Raw genomic sequence first — 13,241 nt, 5'->3', positions numbered from 1 at the left:
TCGTCCGTGAGTTGCGCCAGTGTCTGGTTTCCCGTGCGCGCGGTGTTCCGGACGACGATCCTACGTTTGAAACACCGGTGCACAACAAGAGGTTCAGGACCTCGAGTGCGTGGACGTATGCCCCCTGTCCGTACGGTCCCAGTCCGCCGGAAGCGCCGGAAGCCGCCAGGCCGGGTCGGGTCGCCAGTCCTCCCAGCCGTCCCGGAACGGCACTCCCCACGCTTCGATGAGTTCCACGGCCGCCCGGCCGGCGGTCCGGACCCGGCGCGCCTGTGCCGCGTCCATCAGACCGGCCCGCTGGGCCTGCGCGAACTCGTCCTCGTCCTTCCATTCCCAGCTGCGGTCCGGGTAGACCGCGATGTCCAGGAAGTGGTCCTCGGAGTCCACCCCGCCGGCCCAGCGGGCCAGCGGGTCCTCCAGGTTCACGTACCAGTTCTTGAACTGCCAGCCGTCGTCCCAGAACAGCCACACCGACCAGGGCTCCCCGGGCCGGGCCAGTTTGAGGACTCCGGTGCCCAGCCACTCGCAGAGCGCGGTGGTGCGCGGTTTGGTGTAACGGGTGGACAGCGGTTCGCGGTGCACCGAGGTGCCGTCGGTCAGCTGCGGTTTGACGCACGGGGTGCCCGGCGCGAGCCAGACGGCGAGCACCTCCGGGGTGTCCCGTACGACGGTCACGGGGCGGCAGATGTGGATGCGGTCGTCGGCGTTGGCCCGGTAGCGCCAGAGGATGTGATCCCCCGGCGCCCATCGGGCGGTGTCCGCCGCGCCCGTCGTCTCCACGATGTCCGCTGTCATGAGCAGATCTTAGGTGTGACCGGGCCGCGGTGCCGTGACCTATGCCGCAACGGTTCTCTCACACATGGTTACGGATGTGTCATGCGCAGCACGTCCAGCGCCTCGTCGAGCTGTTCCCGGGTCAGCAGTCCGCGCTCGACATAGCCGGACTCCAGCACGACCTGGCGGATCGTCTTCCGCTCGGCCAGGGACTTCTTGGCGACCCTGGCCGCCTCCTCGTAGCCGAGGTAGCGGTTGAGCGGGGTCACGACGGAGGGGGAGGACTCGGCGTACTCGCGGGCGCGCTCGCGGTCGGCCGTGATCCCGTCGACGGTGCGGTCGGCCAGCAGCCGGGAGGCGTTGGCCAGCAGCCGGATCGACTCCAGCAGGTTCTTCGCCATCACCGGGAGCATCACATTGAGCTCGAAGTTCCCGGCGGCCCCGGCCGTGGCCACGGTGGTGTCGTTGCCGGTGACCTGCGCGGCGACCATCAGCACCGCCTCGGGGATCACCGGGTTGACCTTCCCCGGCATGATCGACGAACCGGGCTGGAGGTCCGGCAGCGCGATCTCGGCCAGTCCGGTGCGCGGGCCCGAGGCCATCCAGCGCAGATCGTTGGCGATCTTGGTCAGGCCGACCGCGACGGTCCGCAGCTGGCCGGAGGTCTCCACCAGCGCGTCCCGGGCGCCCTGCGCCTCGAAGTGGTTCCGGGCCTCGGTGAGCGGCAGCCCGGTGGCCCGCGCCAGTTCGGCGATCACGGCGGCGGAGAACCCGGGCGGGGTGTTGATCCCGGTGCCCACCGCCGTACCGCCCAGCGGCAGTTCGGCCAGCCGGGGCAGCGAGGAGCGCAGCCGCTCGACTCCGTACCGGATCTGCGCCGCGTAGCCGCCGAACTCCTGGCCCAGGGTCACCGGGGTGGCGTCCATCAGATGGGTGCGGCCCGCCTTGACCACGTCGGCGAACTCCGCGGCCTTGCCCTCCAGCGCCCCGGCGAGCCGGTCCAGCGCCGGGATCAGATCGGCGGTGACGGCGGCGGTGGCCGCGATGTGGATGGACGAGGGGAAGACGTCGTTGGACGACTGGCTGGCGTTGACGTGGTCGTTGGGGTGGACCGCGCGGCCCAGCCGCTCGCTCGCCAGGGTGGCCAGCACCTCGTTGGTGTTCATATTGGACGAGGTGCCCGAGCCGGTCTGGAAGACGTCGACCGGGAAGTGGTCGTCCCAGCGGCCCCCGGCGACCTCGGCCGCCGCCTCCGCGATGGCCCCGGCCACCTCCTCGTCGATCACGCCGAGACCGGCGTTGACCGTGGCCGCCGCGGCCTTGATCCGGGCGAGTGCCTCGATATGGGCCCGCTCCAGCCGCTGGCCGCTGACGGGGAAGTTCTCCACCGCCCGCTGGGTCTGGGCCCGCCATTTGGCGTGTGCGGGGACCCGTACCTCTCCCATCGAGTCGTGCTCGGTCCGGTAGCTGTCGTCGCTCATCGCGTTATTCCGCCTCGCTCTCACAGGGCCCCTTCGCCCAGGACAGCACCCGCGCGGCGCGGCGTGTTCCCGGCGACGGCCGGACCGGGCGGGTGAGGCCGGTCACCGTACGGCTTCCCGGGCTCGCAGGGAGTCCACCTCACCGGTGCGCTTGAGCTTCTGCCACGGCAGCAGGGCGCCGGTCGCGGCCGTCACACAGGAGTGCAGCAGCACCAGGTACATCAGCTGGCGGTAGGCGATCTGCTGGAGCGGCAGCACCAGCAGCGCCCGGTAGCGCTCCCGGTCCAGCCGGAACGCGTACGCCGCGCCCAGCAGCTGCACCAGCATCAGCGCGCCCCAGGCCAGGGCCGAGCGCTCGGGGTCCAGGAAGACCAGGCCGTACAGCGTGAACAGGTCGATCAGCGGCGCGCACAGCGGGGTGACGATCTGGAAGAGCAGCACCAGCGGCATCCCCACCCGGCCGAACCGCCCGGAGGGCCCCCGGTCGACGATCGAGCGGCGGTGCTTCCACAGCGCCTGCATGGTGCCGTAGCTCCAGCGGTAGCGCTGCTTCCACAACTGGCCGAGGGTGCTCGGCGCCTCGGTCCAGGCGCGGGCGTACTCCTGGTAGACCACCCGCCACCCGGCCCGGTGCAGGGCGATGGTGATGTCGGTGTCCTCGGCCAGGGTGTCCGCGCTCATGCCCCCGGCGTCCAGCACCGCCCGGCGGCGGAAGGCACCGATCGCGCCCGGGATGGTCGGCATACAGCGCAGCAGGTCGTACATCCGCCGGTCCAGGTTGAACCCCATGACGTACTCGATGTGCTGCCAGGCGCCGATCAGCTTGTCGCGGTTGCCGACCTTGGCGTTGCCCGCGACCGCGCCGACGCGGGGGTCGGCGAAGGGGCGGACCAGTTCGCGGACGGTGGTCGGTTCGAAGACGGTGTCACCGTCCATCATCACGATCAGGTCGTGGCGGGCGTGGGCGATGCCGTGGTTGAGGGCGGCGGGTTTGCCCGCGTTGGGCTGGCGCAGCACCCGGACGTTGGGCAGCGCCATGGCCTCCACGATCTCGGCGGTGCCGTCGGTGGAGCCGTCGTCCACGACCACGATCTCGATCGGATGGGTGCTGGCGGCCAGCGAGGTCAGGGTGTTGGCGATGCACTCCTTCTCGTTGTACGCGGGCACGATCACGCTCACCGGGTCGTCCACCTGCTGCACCAGCCGGTAGCGCCGCCGGGCCCGGGTGCGGTGGTGCCAGGAGGCCAGGCCCACCATCATCAGCAGCCGCCCGATCACGGCGGCGCCGACCAGCCCCAGCAGCCCCGCCAGACACGGTACGGCGGCCTGGGTGAGCGACGCGGCCCGGATCAGCGCCCGGCCCTGCCAGACATGGGCGGTTCCGGCGGGATGGTTGGCGCTGGGGGCGCCCAGCGCGCCGGTGACGGTGGTGAAGGAGTAGCCCTTCTCCTTCATCCGGCCGATGTACCGGTCCAGGGCCCGTACGGTGCGGGAGCGGTTGCCGCCCGCGTCGTGGAACAGGACGGAGGCGCCCTTTCCGGCGTGCGGCGTGGCGTTGCGGACGATGTCCCGGACCGGGGGCCGCCGCCAGTCCTCACTGTCGGCGTCCACGAACGCGCTGATGTAGCCCTTGGCGCCGATATGCCGCTGGACCGGCCAGGTGCGGTCGTCCAGCGCGCTCACCTCGGAGGCGTACGGCGCCCGGAACAGCGAGCTGGTGATGGCCGCGGCGCCCGCCAGGGCCAGCTGGGACTGGGCCAGTTCGCGGTCGATCCGGCCGGTGCCCTGGTACGTCAGATCGATGTGGGAGAAGGTGTGCACCCCGATCTCATGGCCCGCCCGGCGCATCCGGCGCACCAGTTCGGGGTGGCGGACCACCATCTGGCCCACGACGAAGAAGGTGCCGGGCACCCGGTGCCTGCGCAGCACCGCCAGGATCTCCGGCGTCCAGCGCGGGTCCGGGCCGTCGTCGAAGGTGAGCGCCACGGTCCGGGTGGGGATGGTGTGCTCGGTCGCCCTGCCGTGCCGGTCGAAGGTGAGCACCGGGCCGCCGTGGCGCAGCCGGTCGGGCACGCTGCGCGAGGGGTGCGACCGGTGGACGCGGGCGTCGTTGCCGACCTCGGCGTGCAGATAGCCGTCCAGCAGCAGTCCGCAGACCACCGCGAGCAGGGTGGCGAGGGCCAGCACCGTACGGATCCGGGTCCTCAGCCCGGTCCGGGTCCCGGTCCTGGTCCGCGCGGTCCCGCGGCGGAAGGGGCCCCGGGGGGCGAGCCGGTCCCTGCCGCGGAACCTGCCACGGCGCCCCGCACCGGAGGTGCGGGGCGCCGGTGGGGGCGCGGTGGCCGGTCGGGGCGAGGGGAGGCCGCGACGGCGTGGCCGGGGGAGTTTCGGCTGTCTGCCGAAGGTCATGACGGCGTGTTCCAGCTCTGCGGAACGCCGGGCGGCCGGGCCCCGGCAGCGGGACCGGCCGGGTTCAGCGGCCGCGGTGCCTGGGGGGCCGGCGGATTGCCGGACACGGGATTCCGCCCGGGGGTCTGGGGGCGGGGGGCAGTCCCCGCGGCGGGCGGCCGGGCGGCCGGCGGCCGGTTGGCGGGCGGCCGGTTGACCGGGATGTGCGCCGCGCCTCCGCCCGGCCGTACGGGACCGGTGGGCCGCGGGTACCAGGAGGGCCTCTGGTACCAGGAGGGCTCCTGGGGCAGGGCCGGACGGGGATTCTCTGGGCGCCGGACGGGTTCGGGGCGATGGGGCCGCTCGGCGTGGTGCCCCGCCTTCCTCGCGGCCGGGCGGGGGCGCCGGTGCTCGCGGTGTGCGGTGCGCTTCTCGCCGGTGGCCGCGGTGCGCGAAGGGGTGTGGCCCCGGGCCTTCTTCCCGGCGTGCTCCGGGCCCTCGGCGCGTACCCGGACGGCGGGTTCGGCGGATGCCGGACGGGGCCGGGCCGCGGCGGGCGGCTCCGGCGCGGCGGGCTTCCCGAGCGCCGGCGGGCGCACGGTCCGCACCGCGGTGCCGCCGGTGTCCGCGCCGCCGGCACCGTCCCCGTGCGGCCGCGGACCGTGCCGGGTCCCGTCCCGGGGCGGGGACGGCGGCCGGTGCTCCGGATGGATCCGCTCCACCCCGCCCTGCGGTTTCCGGCCGAACGCCTCCGTGGAGATCGGATGTCCCGGGATGAGCGTCTCGGGAGCGAACGCGGTTCCCCCCGCGAAGCTCACCGCCAGGACCACCGAGTAGCCGAGGCAGACGGCCCCCGCGATCACACCCGCGTGCCGCACCAGGCGGCCGCGTCGCCCGGAAGGATCGACGAACACCGGCCCTTTCCCGGCCACTTCGGGGCGGAGGGGTCGCGAAGGCACTCGCTCGACCACGTCTGACTGAGGATGCATGAGCGAGAGGCTAGTCCAGGAAATACGACTTGAGACATATCAGTCAAACATGCGGTGTGTCATAGTTCGTTCCATTTCTCGGATATGCGAGGTTTGCGGTGGAGGGCGGCACGGGGGTGGAGTTCCCCGCTGCCCCACACCCCCGAACCGGACATCACCCCCGAACATCACCGACAGGAGCGAGAGCCATGAGGGCCAGCCCCCGCATGAGCGGAATCGCCGTGGCAGGCGCCGTGGTCTGCGCCACCATCGCCGTATGGGCCGGACAGCAGGAGCCGACGGAACCGCGCACCCGGGTGGCCGCGCCCGTGCGGAGCCCGCAGCCGGCACCGCCGCCCCCCGCCGCTTTCGTCCCGTACGTCAGCGCCTGGTCCGAGACGGGGTACGACATGACCGCCGCGGCGGGGCGCGGGGTCAAGGAGTTCACCCTCGGCTTCGTCGTCGCGGGCGACGGCTGCGCACCGGTCTGGGACGGCGGCACCACCCTGGACGACCGGGCGCTGGACGCCCGGATCGAGGAGGTGCGCCGCGCGGGCGGTGACGTCCGGGTCTCCTTCGGCGGCGCCGACGGCACCGAGCTGAGCACCGCCTGCACCGACGTCTCCGAACTCGCCGCGGCCTACACCGAGGTGATCGAGCGCTACGGGCTGGCCAAGGCGGACTTCGACATCGAGGGCGACGGTCTCGCCGACCCCGCCGCGGCCGCCCGCCGCGCCCAGGCCATCGCCCTGCTCCAGCGCACCCACGAGGGCCTGGACGTCTCCTTCACCCTGCCCGCCATGCCCGACGGGCTGACGGCGCCGAGCACCGCCCAGCTGGAAGCGGCCAGGGACGAGGGCGTCACCGTCTCGGCGGTGAACATCATGGCGATGAACTACAGCGGTGCGCACACCGGCGACATGGGCGACTACGCGATGCGGGCGGCGACCGCCGCCCAGGCCCGGGTGCGCGGGGTGCTCGGGCTCTCCGACGAGGCGGCGTGGAAGGCCCTCGGGGTGACGCCGATGATCGGGCTCAACGATGTCTCCGGCGAGGTGTTCACGCTGGAGGACGCGGCCGGGCTGGCCCGGTTCGCCGCGGCGAAGGGGATCGGGCGGCTGTCGATGTGGTCCGCGGAACGCGACCGGCCGTGCCCCGACGCGGAGGAGGACGGCCGGTACCCGGACGGCGAGGAGAACTCCGGGGCCACCCCGGAGAACCGGTGCAGCGGTATCGCCCAGCGGCCCGGGGCCTTCGAGGCGGTGCTCAGGGGCTGACCGGGACCAGGGCCGGGACCGGCGGCCGGGGAACAACGCTCGGGGACGACGGCCGGGGGCCGGGACGGCGCACCGCCGTCCCGGCCCCCGGATCCGTCCGTCAGGCGCCCTGGCGCACCGGGATGCTGGAGACGAAGGGCTGCGCGGGGCCGCGGTCGGTGAAGAAGTCGTTGCCCTTGTCGTCCACCACGATGAACGCCGGGAAGTCCTCGACCTCGATCTTCCAGACCGCCTCCATGCCGAGCTCCTCGTACTCGAGGACCTCGACCTTCTTGATGCAGTCCTGGGCCAGCCGTGCCGCCGGGCCGCCGATCGAGCCCAGGTAGAAGCCGCCGTGCGCGGCGCAGGCGTCGGTGACCTGCTGCGAGCGGTTGCCCTTGGCCAGCATGACCTTCGAGCCCCCCGCGGCCTGGAACTGCTCGACGTAGGCGTCCATCCGGCCCGCCGTCGTCGGACCGAACGAACCGGAGGCGTAGCCCTCGGGCGTCTTGGCCGGGCCCGCGTAGTAGACCGGGTGGTTCTTCAGGTACTCCGGCATCTCCTCGCCCGCGTCCAGCCGCTCCTTGATCTTCGCGTGCGCGATGTCACGGGCGACGACCAGCGTGCCGGTCAGCGAGAGCCGGGTCTTGACCGGGTGCCTGGTCAGCTCGGCCAGGACGTCGTCCATCGGCCGGTTGAGGTCGATGGCGACCGCGTCCAGGTCCGGGCCCGCGCCCTTGGTCAGCTCCTCGTCGGTGGTGTCCGGCAGGAAGCGCGCCGGGTCGGTCTCCAGCTGCTCCAGGAAGACGCCCTCGGGGGTGATCTTCGCGAGCGCCTGGCGGTCGGCCGAGCAGGAGACGGCGATGGCGACCGGGCAGGACGCGCCGTGCCGGGGCAGCCGGACGACCCGGACGTCATGGCAGAAGTACTTGCCGCCGAACTGCGCCCCGATCCCGATCTTCTGCGTCAGCTCGAAGACCTTCTCCTCCAGCTCCTTGTCGCGGAAGCCGTGGCCGGTCGGGGAGCCCTCGGAGGGCAGCTCGTCGAGGTAGTGCGCCGAGGCGTACTTGGCGGTCTTGAGCGCGTACTCGGCGCTGGTGCCGCCCACCACGATGGCCAGGTGGTACGGCGGGCACGCGGCGGTGCCCAGCGAGCGGATCTTCTCCTCCAGGAACTTCATCATCGACGCCTCGTTCAGCACCGCCTTCGTCTCCTGGTAGAGGAAGGACTTGTTGGCCGAGCCGCCGCCCTTGGCCATGAAGAGGAACTTGTAGGCGCCGCCGTCGGTCGCGTACAGCTCGATCTGCGCGGGCAGGTTGGAGCCGGTGTTCTTCTCCTCCCACATGGTCAGCGGGGCCATCTGGGAGTAGCGCAGGTTGAGCTCGGTGTAGGCGTCGTAGACACCGCGCGAGAGGGCCTCCTCGTCGCCGCCCTCGGTCAGCACCTGCTGACCGCGCTTGCCCATCACGATCGCGGTACCGGTGTCCTGGCACATCGGCAGGACGCCCGCCGCCGCGATGTTCGCGTTCTTCAGCAGGTCCAGCGCGACGAACCGGTCGTTGGCGCTGGCCTCCGGGTCGTCGAGGATCCGGCGCAGCTGGGCGAGGTGGGCCGGGCGCAGATAGTGCGAGATGTCGTGCATCGCCTCGGCCGCCAGCTTGCGCAGGGCCTCCGGCTCGACCTTCAGGAAGGTGCGACCGTCGGCCTCGAAGGTGCTCACGCCCTCCGAGGTCACCAGGCGGTACGGCGTGGTGTCCTCGCCCAGAGGCAGCAGATCCGTGTAGGCAAACTCAGGCATTCCGGCCATTCCTCACTCGGCAGACAGGGCTGACAACGACGGCAGCGCCCACCAGATTAGAACGACGCGGCGGGGTGGCGCCGGTGAGGTAAGGCTCAGTCGCCTCCCGGGGTGTCCGTGAAACCCCCAGGTCCTGTCCTGCCGGTCGTCGTGGGCCCGCGACGCCTGGCACCGCACCTCGCCGCGTTGTCGGGATCATCCGAGTACGCCCGGTACGAGGGCGACCCTCCGCCGTGCGATGCTCCTCCGGCTACCGCTGGGAGGCGCCCCCTGCACCAGACGCCGCGGCCTGATCCACGAAGGCCGGCAGGGCAGGACCTAGTCGCGATCTATCGCGACTGGGTACGCTGATCGCGTGGATGAGCAGCAGCCGGTGCCCCTGACCAAGTCCCCTTCCGACACGGCGCCCTCGCCCGTGGCGCACACCGCCGTGGCGCACACCGCGCCCACGCCCGCGCACTCGCCGCTGCGCGCTTCCGACGCGGACCGCGACCGGATCGCGGACATCCTGCGGGAGGCCCTCGCCGAGGGACGGCTCGACCCGGAGGAGCACGCGGAGCGGATCGATGCGGTCTACCGCGCCAAGACCCTCGGTGAACTGGAGCCCCTGGTCCGTGATCTGCCCGCGGCGCCGGGCCGCGGCGCCGGACCGGACGCGGTCCGCGGCGGCGCCGACCCCTCCCGTACGCCTCCCGCCGCGGAGAACGTGGTGGCGATCTTCGGCGGGGCGGCGCGCAAGGGCCGCTGGCGGGTCCGCCGCAGGACCAACGCGCTGGTGCTGTTCGGCGGGGCGGAGATCGATCTGACCGAGGCGGTCTTCGAGCGGCGGGAGGTCGAGATCCGGGTGTCGGCGCTGTTCGGCGGTGTGGAGATCAAGGTTCCGGAGAACGTCACCCTGCACGGTTCGGGCGCCGGGATCTTCGGCGGCTTCGACGTTTCCCCCGTCGAGGCCCCGGATCCGGAGGCGCCGGTGATCCATGTCAGCGGATTCGCTCTCTTCGGAGGGGTGGAAGCACGGGCGAAGCGGGGTAAGCGACTGAAGAACCTGCGGTCGTAGTCCGGTGAAGCCCGGGCGAGCGCAGGGAATTTGCGGTCGGGACAACGGTGTGCATAAGCGCGCGCACAGCGGGTAAGGCTTGGTGCATCGTCTCTCGTACGGCTGATGGGGGTGCACACGGGGCCGTACGCCTTGAGGCGGGCAAGGGTGACCACCGGAGCCGTCGTCAGGAGTAGACCGTGCTGCAACCGCATCAGCCCCTGCTGGACGCCGCCGTGCCCCCGCAGCGCATCCCCGCTCGGGATCAGGCCGGCCCCTGGCACTCGGAGGCGGTGTGCCGACGGGACGAGGCCGGGCTGTTCTTCGCTCCCTCCAAGGAGCCCACGGCTGCGCGGCTGTCGCGGGAAGAGGCCGCCAAGCGCGTGTGTGCGCGCTGCCCGGTCATGGTCGAGTGCAGGGAGCACGCGCTGTTGCAGCCCGAGCCGTACGGGGTGTGGGGCGGTCTGACCGCCGCCGAGCGCCGGGTCGTGCTGGCCCGCCGCCGTCGCCGGGAGGCCGAGCTCCAGCGCGCCATGCGGGTGGCCGCCGCGGGCTGAGCGCTCCGACGGCTCCTCACACACCACGGGACCGGGCCCACCGCAGAGATGAGGCCCGGTCCCGAAGTGTGCGGCGTCGTCCGTCCTAGCGGGCGCGCTCGAAGTCCACCGAGGCGTACGCGCGCAGCTTGGACAGCCGGTGGGTGGAGTCGATCTGCCGGATGGTCCCGGACTTGGACCGCATCACCAGCGACTGGGTGGTCGCGGTCTCCGCGCGGTACCGCACCCCGCGCAGCAGATCGCCGTCGGTGATACCGGTGGCGACGAAGAACACGTTGTCGCCCTTTACCAGGTCGTCGGTCTGGAGCACCTGGTCCAGGTCATGACCGGCGTCCAGGGCCCGCTGCTTCTCCTCGTCGTCCTTGGGCCACAGCTTGGCCTGGATGGTGCCGCCGAGGCACTTGATCGCACAGGCCGCGATGATGCCCTCCGGAGTGCCGCCCACGCCCAGCAGCAGATCCACGCCGGCACCCTCGCGCACCGCCATGATCGCTCCGGCCACGTCGCCGTCCGAGATGAACTTGATGCGCGCGCCCGCCTCGCGGATCTCCTTGACGATGCCCTCGTGCCGGGGACGGTCCAGCACCACCACGGTGACGTCCTCGGGGCTGGACCGCTTGGCCTTGGCGATCCGCCGGATGTTCACCCCGGGCGGCGCGGTGATGTCGACGAACTCCGCCGCCTCCGGGCCGGTGACCAGCTTGTCCATGTAGAACACGGCCGATGGGTCGAACATCGTGCCGCGCTCGGCGACCGCGAGCACCGAGACCGCGTTGGCCATGCCCTTGGCCGTGAGGGTGGTGCCGTCCACCGGGTCCACCGCGACATCGCACTCCGGGCCCGTGCCGTCGCCGACCCGCTCTCCGTTGTAGAGCATCGGCGCCTCGTCCTTCTCGCCCTCGCCGATGACCACGACACCGTTCATCGAGACGGTGTGCACCAGCGAACGCATGGCCTTGACGGCGGCGCCGTCGGCGCCGTTCTTGTCGCCACGGCCCACCCAGCGGCCGGAGGCCATGGCTCCCGCCTCGGTGACCCGGACGAGCTCCAGGGCGAGGTTGCGGTCGGGGGCCTCGGGGCTGACCTCGAGCTGGGACGGCAGATGATGCTCGGTCATCGGAGCGCACCTTTCTGTACGGCGACGGCCGGAAGATCCCCCCTCGCCGTTCGACGGGCGAGCAGGGTGAGGGTGCTCATGACTTTATCCGTTGATTGCGAAGGTGAGCAGAGGACCCCACGCATGAGCGCGGCCCTGTTGCGGGGTACCGCGGCGGGATGAGGGACGATAGGGGACGTGGCAGGTATGCGAGGCAAAGAGACGGTCCGGGACATGCTGCTGTCGCTGGCGGTGATCGGCGCCGTCGCGGCGGGCATCTATGTCTTCCAGATCCCGCACGACGACAGCGACAAGGACGGCGGCGTCCGGACGGTCGACTACCGGGTCGAGCTCCAGACGGCCCGCCGTGCCGCGCCCTACCCCGTGGCCGCCCCCGGGTCGGGCAGTCTGCCCAAGGGCTGGCGGGCCACCTCGGTCACGTACACGCCGGCGGGTGGCGGCGGTGGCGCAGGCGGTGGCGCGGACGGCGGCGCCGCCTGGCACCTGGGCTTCCTGGACGCCGAGCGGGAGTACGTGGCCGTCGAGCAGAGCGATGCCAAGCCCGTGACCTTCATCGAGGACGTCACCCAGCGGGCCCGCGCGACCAAGGACGTCCAGCGGATCGACGGCAAGGAGTGGGTCCGCTACGAGGGTGAGAAGTACGACGCCCTGGTCTGCCGGGAGCGCGGGGTGACCACGGTGGTCACCGGGACCGCGTCCCGTGCCCACCTGACGAAGATGGCCACCGCGCTCGAGGCCCGGAAGGGCTGAGCACGGCGGCCGGAGCGCCGGGCCGGACGGCCGGAGCCGACCGGCCGGAGCGGCGTCAGACGCTGGTGACGACCTCGTCGAAGCCCAGCCGCGGACCGCGCGGCCGCGAGGCGTCCGGACCCGGCTTGCCGATGTTGACCACCATCAGCGGGGTGTGGTCGTCGTCCAGGAACTCCTTCCGCACCCCGGCGGCGTCGAAGCCGGACATCGGGCCCGCGGCCAGACCGGCGGCGCGGACGCCCACGATGAAGTAGCCCGCCTGGAGCGCGGCATTGAGCCCGGCGGCCCGCTCACGGGCGTCGCGCTCGGTGAAGAAGACGTCCTTGGCCTGCGGGAAATGCGGGAAGAGCGTCGGCAGCTCCTCGTGGAACTCATTGTCCGCGGCGAGGATCGCGACCAGCGGGGCGGTGGCCGTCTTGGGCCGGTTGCCCTCGGCCATATGCGGCACCAGACGCTCCCGGGCCTCGGGGGTGCGCACCAGGACCACCCGCAGCGGCGACTGGTTGAAGGCGGTCGGGCCGAACTTGATCAGGTCGTAGATCGCCCGCACCTGCTCCTCGGACACCGGCTCGTCGGTGAAGGTGTTGGCGGTGTGCGCCTCGCGGAAGAGCAGGTCCTGGGCGGCGGGGTCGAGGGCGAGAGTCATGACACAACCTTCGGGTCACAGCGGTGGGATCTGATGTCGCCACCCACCGTACCGGTTTTAGATTAACGTTCAACTAAAACGGCGGCAGGGTGCTCCGCATCACAGCGACCGGTCCGCATCACGGCGTCCGGCCGCCCCTGATGCCCTCAGGCGCCGTCGGCCCCGGCGCCCCCCGCGCGCTCCCCGGTGTCCGCCCCCTCGGCGTCCTCCGCGCCCGATTCGGCCAGCGCCGCGTCCAGCCGCGCCCGTGCCCCCTCCAGCCAGCGGCGGCACACCTTCGCCAGCTCCTCGCCGCGCTCCCACAGCGCGAGCGACTCCTCCAGGCTGGTGCCGCCCGCCTCCAGCCGGCGCACGACCTCGACCAGCTCGTCCCGCGCCTGCTCGTAGCCGAGGGCCGAGGTGTCGTTCGCCTTCTCGTCCGTCTTCGCCATGCCGCACACCCTATGCACAGGGACCGACACCGCAGGGCC

At 72.2% G+C, this 13,241-nt stretch carries 12 protein-coding genes; 4 read left to right on the top strand and 8 right to left on the bottom strand.

Features of this window, described 5'->3' with window-relative positions; translation table 11 throughout:
- Positions 1 to 93: 93 nt before the first annotated feature.
- The 4 genes from fomD to AC07FT_RS03340 form a co-directional block, all read right to left on the bottom strand.
- Positions 94 to 795: a cytidylyl-2-hydroxypropylphosphonate hydrolase gene (gene fomD, locus AC07FT_RS03355; protein WP_479173604.1), complete on the bottom strand. Its 702-nt coding sequence runs from the start codon at positions 793 to 795 to the stop codon at positions 94 to 96.
- 68 nt (positions 796 to 863) lie between these two features.
- Complete coding sequence (locus tag AC07FT_RS03350) at positions 864 to 2,255, bottom strand: class II fumarate hydratase (protein WP_479173602.1); 1,392 nt, start codon at positions 2,253 to 2,255, stop codon at positions 864 to 866.
- Between the two features lie 102 nt (positions 2,256 to 2,357).
- Positions 2,358 to 4,664 carry a bifunctional polysaccharide deacetylase/glycosyltransferase family 2 protein gene (locus AC07FT_RS03345; protein ID WP_479173600.1) on the bottom strand — a complete coding sequence of 769 codons (2,307 nt, stop codon included), beginning with the start codon at positions 4,662 to 4,664 and terminating at the stop codon, positions 2,358 to 2,360.
- Positions 4,661 to 5,632: a hypothetical protein gene (locus AC07FT_RS03340; RefSeq protein ID WP_479173598.1), complete on the bottom strand. Its 972-nt coding sequence runs from the start codon at positions 5,630 to 5,632 to the stop codon at positions 4,661 to 4,663. Before AC07FT_RS03340 ends, AC07FT_RS03345 begins: the two co-directional genes overlap by 4 nt.
- Positions 5,633 to 5,820: 188 nt before the next feature.
- Between AC07FT_RS03340 and AC07FT_RS03335 the strand changes: the two genes are divergently transcribed.
- Positions 5,821 to 6,888 (top strand): chitinase, encoded by a 1,068-nt coding sequence (locus tag AC07FT_RS03335; protein WP_479173596.1) that lies wholly within the window; start codon positions 5,821 to 5,823, stop codon positions 6,886 to 6,888.
- Between the two features lie 100 nt (positions 6,889 to 6,988).
- Here AC07FT_RS03335 and AC07FT_RS03330 read toward each other — a convergent pair whose 3' ends face one another.
- A complete protein-coding gene (locus AC07FT_RS03330) occupies positions 6,989 to 8,665 on the bottom strand; it encodes a fumarate hydratase (RefSeq protein WP_479173594.1) in 1,677 nt (558 codons plus the stop codon).
- Between the two features lie 355 nt (positions 8,666 to 9,020).
- On the opposite strand from AC07FT_RS03330, the gene AC07FT_RS03325 reads away from it, so the two are divergent.
- On the top strand, positions 9,021 to 9,722 hold the full coding sequence (locus tag AC07FT_RS03325) for a DUF1707 SHOCT-like domain-containing protein (protein WP_479173592.1): 702 nt from the start codon (positions 9,021 to 9,023) through the stop codon (positions 9,720 to 9,722).
- Positions 9,723 to 9,901: 179 nt separating this feature from the next.
- The gene (locus AC07FT_RS03320; RefSeq protein ID WP_176180866.1) at positions 9,902 to 10,258 is read left to right on the top strand and encodes a WhiB family transcriptional regulator; all 357 of its coding nucleotides are present in this window, start codon (positions 9,902 to 9,904) and stop codon (positions 10,256 to 10,258) included.
- Between the two features lie 85 nt (positions 10,259 to 10,343).
- Here the strand turns inward: AC07FT_RS03320 and glpX are convergent, their stop codons facing one another.
- Positions 10,344 to 11,375 (bottom strand): class II fructose-bisphosphatase, encoded by a 1,032-nt coding sequence (glpX, locus tag AC07FT_RS03315; protein WP_254738061.1) that lies wholly within the window; start codon positions 11,373 to 11,375, stop codon positions 10,344 to 10,346.
- A gap of 186 nt (positions 11,376 to 11,561) precedes the next feature.
- Here glpX and AC07FT_RS03310 point away from each other — a divergent pair, with 186 nt between their 5' ends.
- Entirely contained in the window at positions 11,562 to 12,125 is a 564-nt protein-coding gene (locus AC07FT_RS03310; protein ID WP_479173955.1) for a DUF4245 domain-containing protein, read from the top strand.
- A 55-nt stretch (positions 12,126 to 12,180) separates the two neighbouring features.
- Here AC07FT_RS03310 and AC07FT_RS03305 read toward each other — a convergent pair whose 3' ends face one another.
- Together AC07FT_RS03305 and AC07FT_RS03300 are read right to left on the bottom strand one after the other, a co-directional pair.
- A complete protein-coding gene (locus tag AC07FT_RS03305; protein ID WP_471194117.1) occupies positions 12,181 to 12,771 on the bottom strand; it encodes a malonic semialdehyde reductase in 591 nt (196 codons plus the stop codon).
- A 146-nt stretch (positions 12,772 to 12,917) separates the two neighbouring features.
- On the bottom strand, positions 12,918 to 13,202 hold the full coding sequence (locus tag AC07FT_RS03300; protein ID WP_479173589.1) for an exodeoxyribonuclease VII small subunit: 285 nt from the start codon (positions 13,200 to 13,202) through the stop codon (positions 12,918 to 12,920).
- Positions 13,203 to 13,241 lie beyond the last annotated feature (39 nt).

The organism is Streptomyces sp. NPDC045899 (genome assembly GCF_056431485.1).
The sequence above is the reverse complement of the archived record's forward strand: the minus strand, read 5'-3'. Positions and strand labels throughout refer to the sequence as shown.

Excerpts from the sequence above, each read along its gene's own strand:
- fomD (WP_479173604.1), bottom strand. The coding sequence starts at position 795 with ATGACAGCGGACATCGTGGAGACGACGGGCGCGGCGGACACCGCCCGA.
- AC07FT_RS03350 (WP_479173602.1), bottom strand. The coding sequence starts at position 2,255 with ATGAGCGACGACAGCTACCGGACCGAGCACGACTCGATGGGAGAGGTA.
- AC07FT_RS03345 (WP_479173600.1), bottom strand. The coding sequence starts at position 4,664 with ATGACCTTCGGCAGACAGCCGAAACTCCCCCGGCCACGCCGTCGCGGC.
- AC07FT_RS03340 (WP_479173598.1), bottom strand. The coding sequence starts at position 5,632 with ATGCATCCTCAGTCAGACGTGGTCGAGCGAGTGCCTTCGCGACCCCTC.
- AC07FT_RS03335 (WP_479173596.1), top strand. The coding sequence starts at position 5,821 with ATGAGGGCCAGCCCCCGCATGAGCGGAATCGCCGTGGCAGGCGCCGTG.
- AC07FT_RS03330 (WP_479173594.1), bottom strand. The coding sequence starts at position 8,665 with ATGCCTGAGTTTGCCTACACGGATCTGCTGCCTCTGGGCGAGGACACC.
- glpX (WP_254738061.1), bottom strand. The coding sequence starts at position 11,375 with ATGACCGAGCATCATCTGCCGTCCCAGCTCGAGGTCAGCCCCGAGGCC.
- AC07FT_RS03310 (WP_479173955.1), top strand. The coding sequence starts at position 11,562 with ATGCGAGGCAAAGAGACGGTCCGGGACATGCTGCTGTCGCTGGCGGTG.
- AC07FT_RS03305 (WP_471194117.1), bottom strand. The coding sequence starts at position 12,771 with ATGACTCTCGCCCTCGACCCCGCCGCCCAGGACCTGCTCTTCCGCGAG.
- AC07FT_RS03300 (WP_479173589.1), bottom strand. The coding sequence starts at position 13,202 with ATGGCGAAGACGGACGAGAAGGCGAACGACACCTCGGCCCTCGGCTAC.